The sequence below is a fragment of the Aestuariimicrobium sp. Y1814 genome, assembly GCF_050113895.1.
Taxonomy (GTDB): Bacteria; Actinomycetota; Actinomycetes; order Propionibacteriales; family Propionibacteriaceae; genus Aestuariimicrobium.
The window spans coordinates 16,523-33,900 of the sequence record NZ_JBNJRW010000008.1; the positions used below are offsets into that span (position 1 = coordinate 16,523).

Consider the following 17,378-nt stretch of genomic DNA (forward strand, 5'->3'; position numbering starts at 1 on the left):
CAGTGTGCCGCTGCACCGGCTCACCCCCCGGTAGACTGACGGCATGACTGAGACCTCCAAGCGTGTCGTGGTGGCCGCACCCCGTGGGTACTGTGCGGGTGTCGACCGGGCCGTGATCACCGTCGAGAAGGCCCTGGACCTGTACGGCCCGCCCGTGTACGTGCGCAAGCAGATCGTGCACAACAAGCACGTGGTGGAGACCCTGGAACAGCGTGGGGCGATCTTCGTGGAGGAACTCGTCGAGGTGCCCGAGGGCGCCACCGTCGTCTTCTCCGCCCACGGGGTCTCCCCGGCGGTGCACGCCGAGGCCGCCGAGCGGGAACTGAAGACCATTGACGCGACCTGCCCGCTGGTGACCAAGGTGCACCACGAGGCCAAGCGGTTCGCCGCCGACGACCGCGAGATCCTGCTGATCGGCCACGCGAACCACGAAGAGGTCGAGGGCACCATGGGTGAGGCCCCCGACCACATGACCCTGGTCGAGCACCCCGAGGACGTCGACGCCCTCGAGGTCAAGGACCCGAGCAAGCTGGCCTGGCTCAGCCAGACCACCCTGAGCGTCGATGAGACCTATGAGACGGTGCGCCGCCTGCGGGAGAAGTTCCCGCTGCTGATGGACCCGCCCTCGGACGACATCTGCTACGCCACCTCGAACCGGCAGGCCGCGATCAAGCAGATCGCCGAGCACAGCGACCTGGTCATCGTGGTCGGCTCGCAGAACTCGTCCAACTCGGTGCGGCTGGTCGAGGTCGCGCTGGATGCCGGCGCCAAGGCCGCCTACCGCGTCGACAACGCCGGGGAGATCGACGATGCCTGGCTCGAGGGAGTCGAGTCGGTCGGGGTCACCAGCGGTGCCTCGGTGCCCGACGAACTGGTCCAGGGCGTGCTGTCACACCTGCAGGACCGCGGCTTCCCGGCCGCGGTCGAGGAGCGCCTGACCGAGGAGTCGCTGGTCTTCGCGCTGCCGCCGGAACTGCGCAAGGACATCAAGCGCGCTCAGCAGCACTGACGGGCTTCTGCGGCCCGGCTCAGACGAGCAGTCGGGTGAAGGGGCTGTCGGCGGGCAGCACCTCGGCCTGGATGTTGGTGGCGTCGAGGCGTTCGACCAGCTTCGGGAAGTCGAAGGGGTCGGACAGTTCGATGCCCACCAGCGCCGGGCCGGTGTCGCGGTTGGACCGCTTGATGTACTCGAAGTGGACGATGTCGTCATCGGGGCCGAGCACCTCGTCGAGGAAGCGGCGCAGCGCTCCCGGCTCCTGCGGGAAGCTGACCAGCAGGTAGCGCTTGCGGCCCTGGTGCACCAGGGAGCGCTCGACGATCTCGGCGTAACGGGAGACGTCATTGTTGCCGCCCGAGACGATCGAGACGACTGTCTTCCCGGGCCCGATGACCACGGCGCTGTCGACCTCGGAGGTGCGCAGCGCGGCCGACGACAACGCCCCGGCCGGCTCGGCGATGATGCCGTCGACCTGATACATGTCGAGCATCTCCGTGCAGACCTGCCCCTCAGGCACGGCGATCATCTCGGGGGCGACCTGCCTGACCAGCGGCAGGGTGAGGTCGCCGGCGCGGCTGACCGCGGCGCCGTCGATGAAGGTGTCGATGCCCTTCAGCGAGACCGGCTGCCCGGCCTCCAGTGCGCGGATCATGCTGGGCGCCCCGGCGGGTTCGACGCCGATGATGCGGGTGTCGGGGTAGTTGATGCGGAACCACGCGCCCAGGCCCGACAGCAGCCCGCCGCCGCCGACCGGGACGAGCAGCACGTCGGGGGCCTTGCCGAGTTGTTCGACGATCTCGGGGGCCAGGGTGCCCTGACCGGCGACGGTGCGCAGGTCGTCGAAGGCCGGCACCATGGTGGCCCCCTCGGTGGCGGCCACCTTCTTCGCCAGGGTGGAGGCGTCGTCATAGGTGTCGCCGCCGACCACCAGCTCGATGTGGCCCTGGCCCAGCGCGTTCATGCGGTCACGCTTCTGGCGCGGGGTGGTGGACGGGATGAAGATGCGTGCGTTGATGCCGAGCCGCGCGCAACTCCAGGCGACTCCCTGGCCGTGGTTGCCGGCCGAGGCGCAGATCACGCCGGCGGCCCGCTCGTCGGCGGTGAGCCGGCTCATCAGGAAGTAGGCGCCGCGCAACTTGTAGGAGCGCACCGGCTGCAGGTCTTCCCGCTTGAGCCAGACCTCGGCCCCGCTGGCCTGTGACAGGCGCTCGTTGTGCTGCAGGGGCGTCATCGTGGCGACACCGTGCAGGACGCCGGTGGCGGCCTCGATCAGGGCAGCGGTTTCAGCGAGAGTGGTCACAAGGTTCATTTGTACTCCCACCCGGGCGAACTCGCACCCCTTGGCCGTCGGCGGCGGGTCAGCCGAGCTGGCGCAGGTGTGCGGTGCGCGCCGGTGTGGTGTCCTCGACCAACTCCGCCAGGCTCGGGTCGGGGCGCCTCATCTCCAGTTCGGGGGCGGTGAGCGGGCGCACCTCGGCGTCGACCCGGCTGGGGGACTCCAGCGCCGCCTCGGTGACATGCAGGTCGTTCAGCTTGCGGGCGGTGGGCAGCACCCGGGCCTCGAGGGAGCCGACCGAGGCGTTGTAGGCCTTCACCGTGCTGCCCAGTGCGCGGCCGAGCTTGTCGATGTTGGCGCCCATGGTGGCGAGCCGGTCGTGCAGTTCGCGGGCCAGGCTGAGCACCTTCCCGGCGTTCTCGGCGAGTTCGGCCTGCCGCCACGAGTGGGCCACGGTCTTGAGCAGTGCGATCAGTGAGCCGGGGTTGGCCAGCACGATGCCCCGGGCGGTGGCGTGCTCGAACAGGTCGGGCATGCGGTGCATGGCCTCGGCGTAGAGCGACTCCATCGGGATGAACATGATCACGAACTCCGGGGTGGCCACCTCGGAGGACCAGTACTTCTTGTCGGCGAGCTGGTCGATGTGGGTGCGGACGTTGCGGGTGAACTGGACCAGGCGCTGCTCGCGTTCGACCTCGGACTCGCTCTCGTGGGCGTCGAGGAAGGCCGACAGCGGCACCTTCGAGTCGACGTGCACCTGCTTGCCGTCACCCAGCAGGATCGTCATGTCGGGCCGGATGGTGGTCTCGGCACTCGTCGTGGTGGTCGCCTGGGTCACGAAGTGGATGTTCTCGACCAGGCCGGAGAACTCGACCAGCCGCTTGAGCTGCAGCTCACCCCACTGGCCGCGCACCTGCGGCTTGCGCAGCGCGGTGGCCAGGGCGTGGGTCTCGCGGCGGACCTGGTCGCCGGTCGCGCTGACCAGCTTGACCTGCTCGCGCAGTTCGGTGGTCAGGGCGGTGCGCTCGCGCTCCATCAGGGTGATCTTCTGCTGGAACTCGGCCAGCTGCTGGGTCAGCGGGGTGACCACTGCTTCGACGGCCTTCTGGCGCTCGGCCGCCGCGGCGTCGGCGGTGCGCCCCTGCTGTTCGAGCTGCTCGGCCGAGAGCAGCTTGAACTGGTCGGTCATCCGCTGCTGGTCGGCGCTGATAGCCGCGACCTGGGCCCTGGCGGCATCGCGCTGGGCGATGGCGCCGGCCAGGTCGGCCTTCGCCTCGGCCGCCTCGGTGCGGGCCTGGCTGACCATGGCCTGGTGCTCGGCCCGGTCGGCGTCGGCATTGGCGGCCTCGGTGCGGTGCTGGGCCAGCAGTTCACGCTGGGTGGCCAGCTCGGCCCGCACCTGTGCGGTCTCGGCTCGGGCCCGTTCGGCGCCGGCCCGGGCCTCGTGCAGGTCGGCCTGGCCCCGGGAGCGGGCCACCAGCCAGGTGCCGAGGGCGCCCACGACCAGGCCGGTCAGCAGCAGGACGAGCGATGCGGAAGTCATGTCTTCACTGTGCCGCAGCACTCTGACAAAACTTGTCGGCCACCCCGCTGGGGGCCGAATCGGTGGGTCGCCGCAGCACGGCCACCAGCCACAGTGCGGCGCAGGCCGCCACCACCAGGCCGTAGCCGATGCGCCCGGCCGGCGGCAGGTAGAACTGCACCGGGAACAGTGCCATGGCCACGCCCAACGGCCACGCCGCCCAGCTCATCGTCCGGCTGTGGCGGGCCCAGGCCAGCGCCACCAGCACCCCCGCCACCGACAGTGCGAGCAGGCCGATGCCGAACGTCGCCAGCGCGACCGGCTGGTTGCGCACCTGCTCGGCCACCGCGAGCATCCCGGCGGAGGGATCGGCCCGGTGCGCCCGGCCCAGGGCATGCAGGCCGAAGGTCTCGGTGCCGTAGTAGGGCAGGCACAGCACGAGGCCGACCAGGGTCAGGGTGCGCGCCGGGCGGGCGCTGGTGGAGCGGCGCCCGGTCGAGGCCAGCGCCTCGTCCAGCCGTAGGGCAAGCCGGGCGAACTGGGCGATCGCCAGCACCCCGCACAGGTGGGCGGCAACCCACAGCGGACTGGCGAACGCGGCAGCGGTGGCCGCCGTATCGCCGGAATCGCCGTAGGGGCGCAGCAGCAGGTAGGCGGCCATCGTGACCCCGAGGCCGAACAGGGGAGTGGCTGTGGTCTTCATGGGTCCAGTATGAGAGCAGTGCTCTCGAAAAAGCAAGAGCATTGCTCTCGCAATTTCCTGGCGGGGTCGGCATGATGGGGTCCATGGCGGGAATCCGGGAACAGGGCAGGGCCGAGAACACCGCGCGCATCCTGGCCAGTGCGCGCAGCCAGATCGCCCAGCAGGGCGCGGCGGGGTTGTCCATGCGGGCGGTCGCGCGCGACGTGGGCATGGTCTCCTCGGCGGTGTTCCGCTACTTTCCCAACCGCGAGGCGCTGCTGACCGAGTTGATCATCGAGAGCTACGGCCACCTCGCTGGCGCCGTCGAGCAGGCCGTCGCCGAGGTCGACGGTGGTCCGGCGCAGCTCTGGCGTGCCGCGGCCCTGGCTGCACGCGACTGGGCCCGGGCCTTCCCGCACGAGTTCCAGCTGATCTACGGCACGCCGGTGCCTGACTACCAGGCACCCCCGCAGACCATCCCGGCCGCGGCCCGGGTGGCGGCCCCCTTCCTGGACATCTCTGCCACCGGTGCGGTGGCCGAACTCGCGCAGGTGATCGGGTTCATCTCCCTGGAGTTGGCCGGCCACTTCCGCGGCGTGGTGGACGACACCGACGCCTTCTTCCGGGAGGTGGTCGAACGCCAGGTGTCCACCCTGGGGCTGGACTGAACTCTGGTTGGATGGGTCCATGTCTGCACGCGATCACCTCGAGGGCCTGGCATCATTCGTCAAGGCCTCGCCCAGCTCGTACCACGCCGCTGATGTCGTGGCCGCGCACCTGGAGGCCAGTGGTTTCACCCGCTTGGACGAGGCGCGACCCTGGGAACGCAGCCACGGCGGGCAGTTCGTCGTCCGCGACGGGGCGGTGGTGGCCTGGCTGGTGCCCGACACCGTCGATGACACGACCGGGTTCCGTATTGTCGGGTCGCACACCGACTCACCGGGCTTCAAGTTGAAGCCGAACGCCACCGCGAGCGTCGCCGGCTGGCAGCAGGCCGGCATGGAGATCTACGGTGGGCCGCTGCTCAACTCGTGGCTCGATCGCGAACTGGGGCTGGCGGGTCGGCTGACCACGGTCGAGGGCGAGGTGCGGATGGTGCGCACCGGGCCTATCCTGCGGATCCCGCAGTTGGCCATCCACCTCGATCGCACGGCCAACGACGGTTTGACGCTTGACCGGCAGCAGCACACTCGTCCGGTCTTCGCGGTCGGCGACGCCGACCTCGACATCGAGGAGTACCTCTGTGAACAGGCCGGCATCGAGCGGGCCGACCTGGCCCACCACGACGTGGTCGCCTTCACCACCCAGGAACCGGGCATGTTCGGCGTGGGGGAGCAGTTCTTCGCCTCGCCGCGGCTGGACAACCTGAGCAGTGTGCACGCGGGTCTGGTGGCGCTGAGCCGGGTGGAACTGGGCTCCGACATCGCGGTCATGGTGGCCTTCGACCATGAAGAGGTCGGTTCGGCCACGGCGAGTGGTGCGGCCGGTCCGCTCCTGGAGGACGTGCTGCGCCGCATTGCTGCCGGGCACGGCATTGCGGGTGACCGGTTTGCCGCGATGATCCGTCGCTCGAGCTGCATTTCGGCTGATGCCGGGCATGCGGTGCACCCCAACCATGTCGGTCGCCACGACCCGCAGAACCAGCCGCTGGTGAATGCCGGTCCGCTGCTGAAGATCAACGCGAACCAGCGCTACGCCACCGATGCGGTCGGTGCGGCGCTGTGGCGTCGGGCCTGTGATGCCGCCGAGGTGCCCAGCCAGCCGTTCGTGTCGAACAACTCGGTGCCCTGCGGCTCGACCATTGGGCCGATCACGGCCTCCCGGCTGGGCATCACCACGGTCGATGTCGGCATCCCGCTGCTGTCGATGCATTCGGCGCGCGAAATGTGCGGGGCCGACGACCCCTGGTACCTGTCACGGGCGCTGGAAGCGTACTGGTCGGGGGTGTGAGCCGGGGCGGCGCTCACGGGTAAGCTTGCCTCTCGTGGCTCTTACCATCGGAATCGTCGGACTGCCCAACGCCGGCAAGTCGACCCTTTTCAACGCCCTGACCAAGAACGATGTGCTCGCCGCGAACTACCCGTTCGCCACGATCGAGCCGAACGTCGGCGTGGTCGGGGTGCCCGACCCGCGGCTGGCCAAGCTGGCCGAGATCTACGGCTCGGAGCGGCTCGTGCCCGCCACGGTGTCATTCGTCGACATCGCCGGCATCGTCAAGGGAGCCAGCCAGGGTGAGGGCATGGGCAACGCGTTCCTGGCCAACATCCGTGAGGCCCAGGCGATCTGCCAGGTGACCCGGGTGTTCGAGGACGCCGACGTCACCCACGTCGACGGCAAGGTCGACCCCGGCAGTGATATCTCGACGATCACCACCGAGCTGATCCTGGCCGACCTGCAGACCCTGGAGAAGGCCCTGCCGCGCGTCGACAAGGAAGCCCGGATCAAGAAGGACGTCCAGCCCAAGCTGGCGGCCATGAACGAGGCGATCGAGGTGCTCAACTCGGGGACGACCGTCTTCGCCTCGGGGATGGACACCGAGCTGCTGCGCGAGTTCTTCCTGCTCACCGCCAAGCCGTTCATCTACGTGTTCAACTGCGACCAGGACGAGCTGGCCAACGAGGACCTCAAGTCGCGGATGCGCGAAATCGTGGCCCCGGCCGAGGCGATCTTCCTGGATGCCAAGTTCGAGTCGGAGCTGGTCGAGATGACCGACGAGGAGGCGCGCGAGTTCCTGGCCGACAGCGGTGTCGACGAACCCGGCCTGGACGTGCTGGCTCGGGTGGGCTACGACACGCTGGGGCTGCAGAGCTACCTGACCGCCGGCCCCAAGGAGGCTCGCGGGTGGACGATCCCCAAGGGCGCGACCGCGCCGGAGGCAGCTGGTGTGATCCACACCGACTTCCAGAAGGGCTTCATCAAGGCCGAGGTGGTCAGCTTTGACGACCTGGTGGCCGCCGGTTCCGAGCAGGCCGCGAAGGCTGCAGGGAAGATGCGCCTGGAGGGCAAGGACTACGTCATGCAGGACGGTGACGTGGTCGAGTTCCGGTTTAACGTCTAGCGTTATTGACGGTATCCGCCATACACTGGTCTCGTGATCAGATCGTTCGGCAGCAAGGACACCGAACGCATCTGGCATGAGCAGTACGTCAAGCGCGTCGACCGGACCGTGCAGCGGGCGACCTTGCGGAAGCTCGAACTGATCCATGCGGCGAAAGATGTCGAAGACCTCCGGGTCCCACCGGGGAACCGCTTGGAGCGGCTCGTCGGTGACCGACGTGGGCAGCACAGCATCCGCGTGAACGCGCAGTGGCGTCTCTGCTTCGTCTGGAGAGATGGAGGTGCTGAAGATGTCGAACTCGTCGACTACCACTGAGCCTGACCTGATCGAGCCGATCCATCCGGGAGAGATCCTGATGGAGGACTTCATCGAGGGCTTCGGGATCACGCAGAACAAGCTGGCGGTGTCGATCGGTGTGCCGCCGCGGCGCATCAACGAGATCGTGCACGGCAAGCGAGGGATCACCGCGGACACGGCGATCCGTCTGGCGCGCTACTTCGGGACATCCGAGGAGTTCTGGATGAACCTGCAGTCGAACTATGAGCTGCGGCTCGAGCGGCGGGCACTGCGTGACCAGGTTGCGGCGATCGCGCCGCTGCAGTCCGCGTGACATTCTGAAGCCACGGGGGCTGGGTGCGTGACGTTGCCCTGCGCCGGAATGTGGTCGAATTTCGATTCTATGTCTAAACCCTGGTCAGCGCCGCACGATCCTCAATGCCCGCCGTCGCCGGTATCCTGAAGGTGTGCCTGAGGTTGCTGCGACGCCCGAGACGCTCGCTCCGCGAGTTCCTCGACGCGCGTCGAGACGGGTTTGAGGTGCTACTTGACCGGTACGGCGCGACGAACCAGAAGCTGTTCGGCTGCGTCGCTCGCGGCACGGCGACCCCGGGGTCGGACATCGACATCCTCGTCGAGACGAACCCCGCGGACGGGAACCTGCTGATGCGGGCGTCCGGCCGGACCCGGCAGGGATACGCCGCGACCGAGACGGCCATGCTCGTGTTTGTAAGCCACGGACGCTCACGTTTGCTAAGTTAGGCTCATGGAGCTGGATGGATTCGTCCCCCGTCGCATCAGTGATCTCCTGGCGGAGCGGGTGCAGATCGAACCGGTGATCGCCTTGCACGGTCCACGGTCGGTAGGCAAGTCAACGGTGCTCCGCGGCTTTGCTGAATCTGTTGGCAGTTCGGTGATCGACCTCGACGACGTCGGGGTGCGCGAGGCTGTCCAGGGGAATCTGGCAGCCACAGTGAGAGTCGGGGCCCCAGTGTGCATCGACGAGTATCAGCGAGTCCCGGATGTGCTTGATGCGCTCAAGGCGCGCCTGAATCGTGAGGGGAGCCCTCCGGGAACGGCGGTCATCACAGGGTCGACGAGGCAGGATGCCCTGCCAGCGACAGTGCAGGCGCTGACCGGACGCCTCCATTCGCTCGTCATCTGGCCACTCTCCCAAGGGGAGCTGGAGGGAGCGCGGGAGAACCTGCTCGAGGCGCTCTCAGCGGATGCCGATGCGGTCGTGAGCGCCGACCCATTGTCGACGACGACGCGAGCTGAGTATGTCGATCGCGTGTGCTCCGGAGGAATGCCCCTCGCGCTGCGGCGATCGGGTCCGGCCAGGGCTCGCTGGTTCGACGACTTCGTCCGAGCGTCCGTCGAGCGCGATGCCGTGGAGCTGAGCAGGATCCGCGAGCGTCAGGCGCTGGCAGACCTGTTGGCGTACGTCGCGGCACAGACTGGTCAGCTGCTGAACGTGACGACGGCAGCTGAGAAGCTTGGCGTCAGCAGGCCCACCGCCGAGAATCATCTCCGGCTCCTTGAGGATCTCTTCCTGGTCGTGCGTCTCCCCGCGTGGGGCAAGAATCTTCGCTCGCGCGTGAGCGCGAAGCCAAAGGTCCACGTCGTCGACTCCGGGCTGGCCGCCCGACTGCTCCGACTCACCCCCGAGAAGCTCACCGGTATCGACCCGTCGTCACTCACCGACTTCGGCCACCTGCTGGAGACCTTCGTCGTCGGGGAACTGCGCAAGCAGGCGTCCTGGTTGGAGGAGCCCGCAGCGCTCGGGCACTGGCGCACGAGTGACGGAGCTGAGGTCGATCTCGTTGTCGAGCTCGACGACGGGCGAGTTGTCGCGTTCGAGGTCAAGGCCAGTGAACGAGCCCCCGGGAAGGAGTTTCGTGGTCTGGCTCAGCTTCGTGACTTGCTGGGCGCGAGATTCATCGGAGGCATCATGCTGACGACCGGTTCTCGTTCCTACACCTACGAGGACCGGCTGCATGTGATGCCCGTCGACCGGCTCTGGACGCCCGTGCCCACCTGATCGGTCGTGAGTCATCGCCCCCGGCAGCTTGTCCTGATCTCCCATGCCGGTGTCGTCGCCGCCGGCCTGGCCCAGCTCCGTGCCGGGGAGCGAGGACTGGCCCCGATGGCTATCATTAGTGATATCAGGGGAGGTGGTTGAAGATGTCATCCATCGTTGTTCGTGGGCTCGACGAGGCAGTGAAGCGGCAACTCGCCAAGCAGGCCAAAGAGCACGGGCGGTCCATGGAGGCTGAGGTTCGCGACATCCTCACCAAGGCAGCTCGAAGGCCGCACGTCGGCTTGGCGTTGTTGGCTGCGGCGCAGGATGTCGGGGGTGCTGAGGGGTTGACGGTTCCGGAACGCGACGACGTCGCGAGGTGGGTGGACTTCGAGTGATCATCCTCGACACCAACGTCGTCTCGGAGATCTTCCGACCCGCGCTGGAGCTGCGGGTGATCGAGTGGATGGAGGCATTGACGGACGACGTCGCGATCACCTCGATCACCCTCGCGGAGTTGCTGGCAGGCGTTCGCCGACTTCCGGACGGTCAGCGAAGAGCACGCCTGGCCTCCCGGATCGATGAGGCGCTCGGGCCTTACCGGGGGAGTCGTGCACTACTTCCTTTCGACGAAGCCGCGGCGGAGTGCTACGCCGACGTGCTCGTTGCCCGAGCGGCCGCGGGCGCTCCCATCAGCACTGCCGATGCGCAGATAGCTGCGATCTGCCTGGCTCACGACGCGACCTGTGCAACACGGAACGTGAAGGATTTCGAGCACACGGGTGTGGGTTTGATCGACCCGTGGTTGGCTTCCTGACATGTGCGTTACCGTCGACGAGACCACCCTCAGCAGGAATGAGACCGTCAGGAGGCCCTGTTATCGGCAGTGACCTGAGTGCGATCGGACTTGAGCCCGCCCACGTGGCGCAGTGGCGGGACTTCTTCGGCGCCGGGCGCGTCTACACGGCCGAGCGCTCCAACAGGTCCGCGCTCGTCGGCGTCTGGATCGTGTTCGCACTGCTGGTGCTTACGGCCGTGTACTTGGTCGTCTCCGGCGTGGGCCGGGTGCCGACCTACGTGCTGATTGTGATCTTTGCGGTCATGCTCGTGCTGGTCGCGCTGCCCATCCGAACCGCGAGGCTCCGGCTCCGTGCCGGGCTCGCCTCGTCCGACGACTTCCTCGTGGTCTCTGCCGCGGGTCGGTCGTCACGCTAGGTGTGGCCTTCGACACGCGGGATGCGCCCGTGCAGGTGGCGTCTCGATTCGGCGGGTGGCTGTCACACCACGCCGGTGCGGCCCAGGCAGAGCTCACCACGGCGGCATGCGCACCCCCCTGGACCCGATCGTGCGGCCCGAGCACGTCCGCGCTGCGATCGCGGCGGCCTGCGTCGCCGCGGCGGAGGCAGGCGTCAAGGTCGTCGTCACCGATGACCGACACGTCGTCTTTCGCCGCACGATGGCGGCACTCGGGACGCCCGCGCCGACTGGCGGCGTGGAGTAGTGCTGTCGCCTACCCCGGTGTTCGCGCTTGCCAATTTGGGACGCTCCCCAACTCCTCCCTATTGCACCGCGGTCGACTTCAGGTCTAGCGTCTAGCCGTAGCAAGAACGGGGCGTTTCATGAAGCGGATTCGGGTCAATGGTTGGGGTGCGATCGCATTGATCTGCGCGCTGGTGCTTTCGGGGTGCGGCTCGAGCGACCCCGCAACAGGCAGTCCATCAACGGTCTCAGCAGCTGGGCCGACGACAACTGAGTCGAGCGAATCCGTCCTCGCGACGACCGCGGCCCCGGCGAAGGAGAATTTCGACCTCGTCCCATTCCCCCCGCTCGAGACGTTCCCCTGCCAGCGCTACGGGGAATTCTTTCCCGGACTGGTGGGCGAAATGGTGCCCGTCGACCACGTCTACGTCGAGACCGGTGGGGCCGACAATCCGCATGTCACCTTGCGATGCAACTGGAAGTCAGAGCCGGTCGCGGCCCGCTACAACACCACCCCCTTCGAGGTGGAGATCATGGTTCAGTCCCAGCCGGACGATGTCAATGTTGAGGTCGTTCGTAGGCAGGGAGAGAAGACCGGGTCACTGGTGAACTCTGACGTCGCCCAGTCTCGCGGAGGAGTGATCATCGGGGTCGGCCTGCTGCAACAGGACCGTGACCGGCCTCACCTCACCCTGCAGCTCCCCGGCCTCACCGTGCACGTCATCTACAAGTGCGACAGCGAGTTCGAGTCGGGTGGTGTTTGCACCAATGCACCCGCGTCCTACACATTCGAGAACGCGGTGAAGGACCTGGAAGAACTCATCAAAGCCATCCCCGGCTAGGGCGCCTGCCGCCTTGCCTCGGGCGGGAAAAGAGCGGAGTTCTGACGCCTGATCCAGGCGTGGTCGGCGATCGCCATCCCGACCCGCTGGCGCCACCGACGCCCCTCGGGGGAGCGGTACAGGTCGCGCTCGTGGAACACGGAGGTGGGCCGATACGGTGCGCTCTCATGCACGGCTGCTGCCAGCTCACCTATCGAGTCCCGTCCGCGCGCGAGGTAGTCGTGACGCTCACGGTCGGTCAGGCGGATCAACGCCGAGTCGTCGATGAGCGCACTGTACGTGTAGCGGGCATCCAGGTAGAGCGCGTCATCGTGCTCGACCAGGAACCAGGCCCCGGGTTCGTGGTCGACGTAGTGCATGGCGTCCTCGTCCACACTGAGGGACTCGACCACATCGGCCAGTTCGCGGACGGGTCGGCGCCCGTCGAGCTCCAGGCTCGCCCCGCGTCGCAGGAGCGGCTCCACCTCCCGCACATACCTACGGATCTCGTCCTGCTGCTCGGGGGTGCGTCCGTAGGGATTGTTCGTCCGAGTCGCGACGCGTTCGATGAGGGTCTCGACCGGGGCGCTGAGCAGGATCACGTGCTCAAACCGGTCGTAGAACTGCCCCTGGTTCTCTGCGGTTCCCGACACCACGAGGTCGCCGTGCTCGGCGAGCAGATCGCTGATCTGTTCCCAGCCGTCGTAGTCGGTGTCGACAGTCAGGTGCCCGCGGGCCGCCAGCTCAGCCAGCAGCGTCGACTTGCCGGCACCGGACATGCCGGTGATCAGGATCCGAGCCATGGTGCGGTCAGTCGTTCGTGGGTGGCGTGGAGCCCCCAGAAGGCGCTCAACGGAATCGGTTCGCCACGCAGCGAGGCCTCGAGGAAGGTGAGGTGCGTGATCCACCCCGGCAGGTATGACCCGACCAGGTCGCCGAGGGCGGTGTGCTCGAGCTCCAGTCGTCCGGGTGGATCCAGATTGATGCTGAGCCGGGAAGCCGGCTCGTCCGGGAAGTGCCACGTCATCGCGAGCACCCGGGGTTCGTCGGCAACCTGCACGATGCTGCGACACAGGTATCCCTCGCCGTGGTCGATCACGAGCTCGTCGCCCACCGTGAAGCTTCCGAACCGCAGCTGCCCCAGCCATTCCGTCAACCGGTCGACGTCGGTCAGGTGCTGCCAGACGCTTCTCGGGTCATGGGGGAGTTCCCACGTGAGCCTGACGGTGCCTTGTTCGGCGGCGGCAGTGAGCAAGGGCATGCGCCCAGTCTGCCGCGCCCGGTAGCGTGCAGGCGTGACCAAGGACGAACAGCTGGCGTGGATGCAGTCACTGCGCCCTCGGACGGCCCACATTGAGTTCGTCTTCAACGACGGGGACGAGGGGCACCCGCTGCTCGTCCAGTTGGCACACCTCGCCTCGACCCGGACGATCGGCGTCGCGGCGGGCAATGGCTACGCCCGCCCGCGGCCCACGGCGGTGAAGCGACGCTACCCCTACGACCGCGACATCATCGCTGCCATCGAGGCGCTGGGCGGGTTCTTCGCCGAGGACTCCAAGCCCGCGCCGTGGACCGGGCTCGGCAATGTGGACGTGGTGTTCCTCGACGAGCGGGGCACGGTGCTCGGAGCCACCGTGACCCACGAGAGCATGATCATCGACGCCGCCGGGCACGCCGTGGAATAATGGCCACAGGCGTGCTCGTGTCGCCTCTTCCTCGCTGGTCAGCAGCGGGTTGAAGTGCCGCCGGGCCCAGGGACAGCGTCCGCCGACCACATCGGGGTGGGAGCGACATGTCCTCCACGCAGCGAATCCAACAACCGCGTCGCTACCTCATGTGCCGACCCGAGCACTTCGCGGTCAGCTCCGAGATCAATCCATGGATGAACCGGGGTCGGCAGCCCGACCGGGCCAGGGCGCTGGCCCAGTGGCAGGCATTGCACGATACCTACCTGCGCCTGGGCCACGAGGTCGAACTGATCGACCCGGTCCCGGGCCTGGACGACATGGTCTACACGGCCAACGCCGGCCTGGTCATCGACGGCATCGCGCTCGGCGCCCGGTTTGCCGTCGCCGAACGGCGCGGCGAGGAACCCCACTTCCTGGACTGGTGCGCCGCCCACGGGTTCGACGTGGTCGAGCCGGTCGCCACGCAGGAGGGGGAGGGCGACCTGATGCTGGTGGGTGACACGATCCTGGCCGGCCACGGCTTCAGGTCGGTTCGCGCCAGTCACGATGAGGTCGCGCGGGTGTTCGGACGAGAGGTCGTCTCGCTGCGGCTGGTCAACCCCACCTACTACCACCTCGACACGGCGCTGTGCGTGCTCGATGAGGAGACCATCGCCTACCTGCCCGCGGCCTTCGACCAGCCCAGCCAGGACGAGCTCGCGGTGCGCTTCCCCGACGCGATCCGACTGCCCACCCCCGCACCGGACGCGCTGGTGGTGAACGCGACCAGCGATGGCCGCCACGTGATCATCCCGCCGGACACCGGGCACTTCGAGGCCGAGCTGCGTGAGCGCGGCTACCTCCCCGTCCCCGTCGACGTGTCCGAACTGCACCTCGGCGGCGGCGGGATCAAATGTTGCACGCTGGAGCTGCGAGGAGGCAGATCATGAGCACGACAACTCGCCACATCTACGAGGAGAACCAGCACGTCGCCCACAACTACCACCCGTTGCCGGTGGTCGTGGCCTCGGCGCAGGACGTGTGGGTCACCGACGTCGAGGGCAGGCGCTACCTCGACCTGCTGTCGGCCTACTCGGCCCTCAACTTCGGGCACCGCCACCCCGACCTGGTCGGGGCGGCGGTTGACCAGATCGGACGACTGACCCTGACCAGCAGGGCCTTCCACAACGACCAGCTCGCTGGTTTCTGTGCTGCCCTGGCCGAGTTGTGCGGCAAGGACCTCGTGCTGCCGATGAACACCGGCGCGGAGGCCGTCGAGACCGGCATCAAGGCCGCTCGCGCCTGGGCCTACCGGGTCAAGGGGGTGCCTGCCGACAGCGCCCGCATCATCGTCGCCGCGGGCAACTTCCACGGCCGCACGACCACCATCGTCGGGTTCAGCGACGACCCGCTCGCCCGTGACGGGTTCGGTCCGTTCACCCCCGGCTTCGACATCGTCCCGTACCAGGAGGCGGACGCCATCGAGGCCGCGATCGGGGAGTCCACGGCCGCGGTGCTCATCGAACCCATCCAGGGTGAGGCCGGCGTCATCATCCCGCCGGCGGGCTACCTGCGCAGGGTCCGCGAGCTGTGCACCCGGCACAACGTGCTGCTGGTCGCCGACGAGATCCAGTCCGGGCTCGGACGAGCCGGGGTCACCTTCGCGTGCGAGCGCGACGGTGTCGTCCCCGACCTGTACCTGCTGGGCAAGGCCCTGGGCGGCGGGATCCTGCCGGTCTCGGCGGTCGTCGGGGACCGCGAGGTGCTCGGTGTGTTCCAGCCCGGCGAGCACGGGTCGACGTTCGGAGGGAACCCGCTTGCCGCGGCCGTCGGCCTGCGAGTGGTCGAATTGCTGCGCACCGGCGAGTTCCAGGACCGCTCCGCGACCCTGGGGCGCCACCTCAAGGCGCGACTGGACGCCCTGCTCGGACACGGGCTCACGGACGTGCGCGTGGCCGGGCTCTGGGCAGGGGTCGACATCGAACCCTCCCGCGGCACCGGACGCGAGGTCGCCGAGCGCATGCTCGCGCGCGGAGTGCTCGTCAAGGACACCCACGGTCATACCGTCCGACTGGCACCGCCACTGACGATCCAGCAGTCCGAGCTGAACTGGGCCGTCGACCAACTGGCGCTGGTGCTGGCCGAGTAGTGCTCAGCCGGCGAGGGTGGTGATGTGGGTGGTGGGGTCGTTGATCATCCAGGATCCGGTGGGGGTGACGAGGTAGCGGAATCCCAGGGGTGAGGTCCAGATGAACATGCCGGGGTGGAGTTGTTCGAGGTGCCAGCCACCGTGGGTTTTCGCGCGGTGGACCCGCCGGGACAACGGCCCGAGGTTGTCCGCCCTGGTGAGTCCGCTGGTGGGGGTCCAGGGGGTGGTGTGGTCCAGGTCGAGGCCCGGGGACAGGCGGCTGGAGAACGGGAACACCTCGTAGGGGTTGCGCAGTTCCACGGCCCGGCGCATGTTCGGTGGGCATTCGTAGGAATCCACCGGCACCTGGTTGCCCGCATCGAGGACGGGGCGGACCCGGACCCGACTGTGCCCGACCAGCGTCTTCACCCAGCCGGCGAGCAGGGGGCCGACCTGTTCACTGCGGGCCACCCCGGCACCGTCGCGGAGGACCTGGTCGGTCAGGTGCACCACCACCTCGACGGTGGGCAGCAGTTTCGCCGGGTCGGTGGTGATGGTGCCGCACTCATGCCCGGCCCACCCGGCCATCGGGCACTGGGGGTCGAGTGCCGGCAACCGGTCCGCAAGGTCGGCCTGCAGCAACTGGAGGGCGTAGGCGGGGCTGGCCAACAACCCCAGGGCTTGCGCCTGCCGGTACTCCAACGACTCCACCGGTACGTCGGGGTCACGGGGGCACTTGCCCAGGATCACCGCCACCTGCTGGATACGGGCCTTCAACCCGACCGCCTCCCCGGCCGGCAGGGTCGCGAAGACCCGGGTGAACCCGGCCACGGGTTCCTCGAAGTCCACCCGGCACTGCTCCTTCAACTGCTCATGCTCAGACTGGGCCTGCTGGGGGTGCAGGTCAGTGACCCGACCCTTCACATACTTCAGCAACCGGCGCCGCGACCACACCAACAACAACGGCTTGATCTCCCTATCCAGGAGGAGGGCCTCCGCCAGGGGCAGGGTGCGGGTGGCATCAGCCAGGTCGACCGCGGCCCAGACCCGGAACCAGCCGGCCATCACGGCCTGCCACACACCCGGCAACCGGTGCCGCACCGCCAACGCGTCCCCGATCTGGCAACGGACCTGGTGCTCGTCCAACCGCAACGCCGCCGCCACCTCCAGGACGCAGAACTCGGCCACCAACGGGGTCCCGTCCCCACCCCACTGCAGCATCCGCTCCGTACCGGCCAACACCGGCCCACCATCATGGGCGGGCGTGGTGTACTCATCGGCGAACTCCGCCCACACCCGAAACCGGACGGCTTCGGCCTGCCACACCGCCTGGTTCGCCCCCGCCAACTCCGCGAGTCTCCCCCGCGCCCTCACCACATCGAACTGCGCAACCTGCCCACCCTGCGCCATCATCGTCCCCGATCACCATTGATTCGAACTGATGATCCATTC

Annotated in this window: 22 protein-coding genes; 16 read left to right on the forward strand and 6 right to left on the reverse strand. The window is 68.1% G+C overall.

Annotated elements, in window-relative coordinates; genetic code table 11:
• Positions 1 to 43 precede the first annotated feature (43 nt).
• The gene (locus tag ACQE3C_RS10180; protein ID WP_434539073.1) at positions 44 to 1,009 is read left to right on the forward strand and encodes a 4-hydroxy-3-methylbut-2-enyl diphosphate reductase; all 966 of its coding nucleotides are present in this window, start codon (positions 44 to 46) and stop codon (positions 1,007 to 1,009) included.
• A gap of 19 nt (positions 1,010 to 1,028) precedes the next feature.
• Here the strand turns inward: ACQE3C_RS10180 and ilvA are convergent, their stop codons facing one another.
• From ilvA to ACQE3C_RS10195, 3 genes are read right to left on the reverse strand one after another with little or no spacing between them, the layout of a single operon-like run.
• Positions 1,029 to 2,306, reverse strand: coding sequence for a threonine ammonia-lyase IlvA (gene ilvA / locus ACQE3C_RS10185; protein ID WP_434539074.1), 1,278 nt, complete (start codon positions 2,304 to 2,306; stop codon positions 1,029 to 1,031).
• Between the two features lie 49 nt (positions 2,307 to 2,355).
• A complete protein-coding gene (gene rmuC / locus ACQE3C_RS10190) occupies positions 2,356 to 3,816 on the reverse strand; it encodes a DNA recombination protein RmuC (protein ID WP_434539075.1) in 1,461 nt (486 codons plus the stop codon).
• A gap of 4 nt (positions 3,817 to 3,820) precedes the next feature.
• Complete coding sequence (locus ACQE3C_RS10195) at positions 3,821 to 4,498, reverse strand: hypothetical protein (RefSeq protein WP_434539076.1); 678 nt, start codon at positions 4,496 to 4,498, stop codon at positions 3,821 to 3,823.
• Positions 4,499 to 4,581: 83 nt separating this feature from the next.
• Here ACQE3C_RS10195 and ACQE3C_RS10200 point away from each other — a divergent pair, with 83 nt between their 5' ends.
• The 12 genes from ACQE3C_RS10200 (at position 4,582) to ACQE3C_RS10255 (ending at position 12,152) form a co-directional block, all read left to right on the forward strand.
• Complete coding sequence (locus tag ACQE3C_RS10200) at positions 4,582 to 5,145, forward strand: TetR/AcrR family transcriptional regulator (RefSeq protein ID WP_434539077.1); 564 nt, start codon at positions 4,582 to 4,584, stop codon at positions 5,143 to 5,145.
• A 19-nt stretch (positions 5,146 to 5,164) separates the two neighbouring features.
• Positions 5,165 to 6,427, forward strand: coding sequence for a M18 family aminopeptidase (locus tag ACQE3C_RS10205; protein ID WP_434539078.1), 1,263 nt, complete (start codon positions 5,165 to 5,167; stop codon positions 6,425 to 6,427).
• Between the two features lie 34 nt (positions 6,428 to 6,461).
• Positions 6,462 to 7,535 (forward strand): redox-regulated ATPase YchF, encoded by a 1,074-nt coding sequence (gene ychF, locus ACQE3C_RS10210; RefSeq protein ID WP_434539079.1) that lies wholly within the window; start codon positions 6,462 to 6,464, stop codon positions 7,533 to 7,535.
• A gap of 33 nt (positions 7,536 to 7,568) precedes the next feature.
• Positions 7,569 to 7,850 (forward strand): type II toxin-antitoxin system RelE/ParE family toxin, encoded by a 282-nt coding sequence (locus tag ACQE3C_RS10215; protein ID WP_434539080.1) that lies wholly within the window; start codon positions 7,569 to 7,571, stop codon positions 7,848 to 7,850.
• A complete protein-coding gene (locus ACQE3C_RS10220) occupies positions 7,810 to 8,145 on the forward strand; it encodes a HigA family addiction module antitoxin (RefSeq protein ID WP_434539081.1) in 336 nt (111 codons plus the stop codon). Before ACQE3C_RS10215 ends, ACQE3C_RS10220 begins: the two co-directional genes overlap by 41 nt.
• A 104-nt stretch (positions 8,146 to 8,249) precedes the next feature.
• A complete protein-coding gene (locus tag ACQE3C_RS10225) occupies positions 8,250 to 8,573 on the forward strand; it encodes a nucleotidyltransferase family protein (RefSeq protein ID WP_434539082.1) in 324 nt (107 codons plus the stop codon).
• 4 nt (positions 8,574 to 8,577) lie between these two features.
• Positions 8,578 to 9,852 (forward strand): ATP-binding protein, encoded by a 1,275-nt coding sequence (locus ACQE3C_RS10230; protein ID WP_434539083.1) that lies wholly within the window; start codon positions 8,578 to 8,580, stop codon positions 9,850 to 9,852.
• Positions 9,853 to 9,995: 143 nt separating this feature from the next.
• Positions 9,996 to 10,229, forward strand: coding sequence for a FitA-like ribbon-helix-helix domain-containing protein (locus ACQE3C_RS10235; protein WP_434539084.1), 234 nt, complete (start codon positions 9,996 to 9,998; stop codon positions 10,227 to 10,229).
• Positions 10,226 to 10,648 (forward strand): type II toxin-antitoxin system VapC family toxin, encoded by a 423-nt coding sequence (locus ACQE3C_RS10240; protein ID WP_434539085.1) that lies wholly within the window; start codon positions 10,226 to 10,228, stop codon positions 10,646 to 10,648. Before ACQE3C_RS10235 ends, ACQE3C_RS10240 begins: the two co-directional genes overlap by 4 nt.
• 38 nt (positions 10,649 to 10,686) lie before the next feature.
• The gene (locus ACQE3C_RS10245; RefSeq protein ID WP_434539086.1) at positions 10,687 to 11,046 is read left to right on the forward strand and encodes a hypothetical protein; all 360 of its coding nucleotides are present in this window, start codon (positions 10,687 to 10,689) and stop codon (positions 11,044 to 11,046) included.
• 106 nt (positions 11,047 to 11,152) lie between these two features.
• A complete protein-coding gene (locus tag ACQE3C_RS10250; RefSeq protein WP_434539087.1) occupies positions 11,153 to 11,332 on the forward strand; it encodes a hypothetical protein in 180 nt (59 codons plus the stop codon).
• A gap of 373 nt (positions 11,333 to 11,705) precedes the next feature.
• On the forward strand, positions 11,706 to 12,152 hold the full coding sequence (locus ACQE3C_RS10255) for a hypothetical protein (protein WP_434539088.1): 447 nt from the start codon (positions 11,706 to 11,708) through the stop codon (positions 12,150 to 12,152).
• Here ACQE3C_RS10255 and ACQE3C_RS10260 read toward each other — a convergent pair.
• Both ACQE3C_RS10260 and ACQE3C_RS10265 read right to left on the reverse strand, forming a co-directional pair.
• Positions 12,149 to 12,934, reverse strand: a complete 786-nt coding sequence (locus ACQE3C_RS10260) for a hypothetical protein (RefSeq protein ID WP_434539089.1) — start codon at positions 12,932 to 12,934, stop codon at positions 12,149 to 12,151. The two genes, ACQE3C_RS10255 and ACQE3C_RS10260, sit on opposite strands and share 4 nt — an antisense overlap.
• Complete coding sequence (locus ACQE3C_RS10265) at positions 12,919 to 13,392, reverse strand: SRPBCC domain-containing protein (protein WP_434539090.1); 474 nt, start codon at positions 13,390 to 13,392, stop codon at positions 12,919 to 12,921. Before ACQE3C_RS10265 ends, ACQE3C_RS10260 begins: the two co-directional genes overlap by 16 nt.
• Positions 13,393 to 13,426: 34 nt before the next feature.
• On the opposite strand from ACQE3C_RS10265, the gene ACQE3C_RS10270 reads away from it, so the two are divergent.
• From ACQE3C_RS10270 to rocD, 3 genes are all read left to right on the forward strand, one after another.
• Positions 13,427 to 13,816 carry a hypothetical protein gene (locus tag ACQE3C_RS10270; protein WP_434539091.1) on the forward strand — a complete coding sequence of 130 codons (390 nt, stop codon included), beginning with the start codon at positions 13,427 to 13,429 and terminating at the stop codon, positions 13,814 to 13,816.
• A 107-nt stretch (positions 13,817 to 13,923) separates the two neighbouring features.
• Positions 13,924 to 14,748 (forward strand): dimethylargininase, encoded by an 825-nt coding sequence (gene ddaH / locus ACQE3C_RS10275; protein WP_434539092.1) that lies wholly within the window; start codon positions 13,924 to 13,926, stop codon positions 14,746 to 14,748.
• A complete protein-coding gene (gene rocD / locus ACQE3C_RS10280) occupies positions 14,745 to 15,947 on the forward strand; it encodes an ornithine--oxo-acid transaminase (RefSeq protein ID WP_434539093.1) in 1,203 nt (400 codons plus the stop codon). Before ddaH ends, rocD begins: the two co-directional genes overlap by 4 nt.
• Before the next feature lie 3 nt (positions 15,948 to 15,950).
• Here rocD and ACQE3C_RS10285 read toward each other — a convergent pair whose 3' ends face one another.
• The gene (locus ACQE3C_RS10285; protein ID WP_434539094.1) at positions 15,951 to 17,273 is read right to left on the reverse strand and encodes a DUF222 domain-containing protein; all 1,323 of its coding nucleotides are present in this window, start codon (positions 17,271 to 17,273) and stop codon (positions 15,951 to 15,953) included.
• Positions 17,274 to 17,378 lie beyond the last annotated feature (105 nt).

Coding starts and splice junctions, on each gene's coding strand:
- ACQE3C_RS10245 (WP_434539086.1), top strand. CDS start 10,687: ATGAGACCGTCAGGAGGCCCTGTTATCGGCAGTGACCTGAGTGCGATC.
- ilvA (WP_434539074.1), bottom strand. CDS start 2,306: ATGAACCTTGTGACCACTCTCGCTGAAACCGCTGCCCTGATCGAGGCC.
- ACQE3C_RS10205 (WP_434539078.1), top strand. CDS start 5,165: ATGTCTGCACGCGATCACCTCGAGGGCCTGGCATCATTCGTCAAGGCC.
- ACQE3C_RS10235 (WP_434539084.1), top strand. CDS start 9,996: ATGTCATCCATCGTTGTTCGTGGGCTCGACGAGGCAGTGAAGCGGCAA.
- ACQE3C_RS10225 (WP_434539082.1), top strand. CDS start 8,250: ATGCCCGCCGTCGCCGGTATCCTGAAGGTGTGCCTGAGGTTGCTGCGA.
- ACQE3C_RS10195 (WP_434539076.1), bottom strand. CDS start 4,498: ATGAAGACCACAGCCACTCCCCTGTTCGGCCTCGGGGTCACGATGGCC.
- ddaH (WP_434539092.1), top strand. CDS start 13,924: ATGTCCTCCACGCAGCGAATCCAACAACCGCGTCGCTACCTCATGTGC.
- ACQE3C_RS10250 (WP_434539087.1), top strand. CDS start 11,153: ATGCGCACCCCCCTGGACCCGATCGTGCGGCCCGAGCACGTCCGCGCT.
- rocD (WP_434539093.1), top strand. CDS start 14,745: ATGAGCACGACAACTCGCCACATCTACGAGGAGAACCAGCACGTCGCC.
- ACQE3C_RS10265 (WP_434539090.1), bottom strand. CDS start 13,392: ATGCCCTTGCTCACTGCCGCCGCCGAACAAGGCACCGTCAGGCTCACG.
- ACQE3C_RS10230 (WP_434539083.1), top strand. CDS start 8,578: ATGGAGCTGGATGGATTCGTCCCCCGTCGCATCAGTGATCTCCTGGCG.
- ACQE3C_RS10220 (WP_434539081.1), top strand. CDS start 7,810: ATGGAGGTGCTGAAGATGTCGAACTCGTCGACTACCACTGAGCCTGAC.
- ACQE3C_RS10180 (WP_434539073.1), top strand. CDS start 44: ATGACTGAGACCTCCAAGCGTGTCGTGGTGGCCGCACCCCGTGGGTAC.
- ACQE3C_RS10200 (WP_434539077.1), top strand. CDS start 4,582: ATGGCGGGAATCCGGGAACAGGGCAGGGCCGAGAACACCGCGCGCATC.
- rmuC (WP_434539075.1), bottom strand. CDS start 3,816: ATGACTTCCGCATCGCTCGTCCTGCTGCTGACCGGCCTGGTCGTGGGC.
- ACQE3C_RS10260 (WP_434539089.1), bottom strand. CDS start 12,934: ATGGCTCGGATCCTGATCACCGGCATGTCCGGTGCCGGCAAGTCGACG.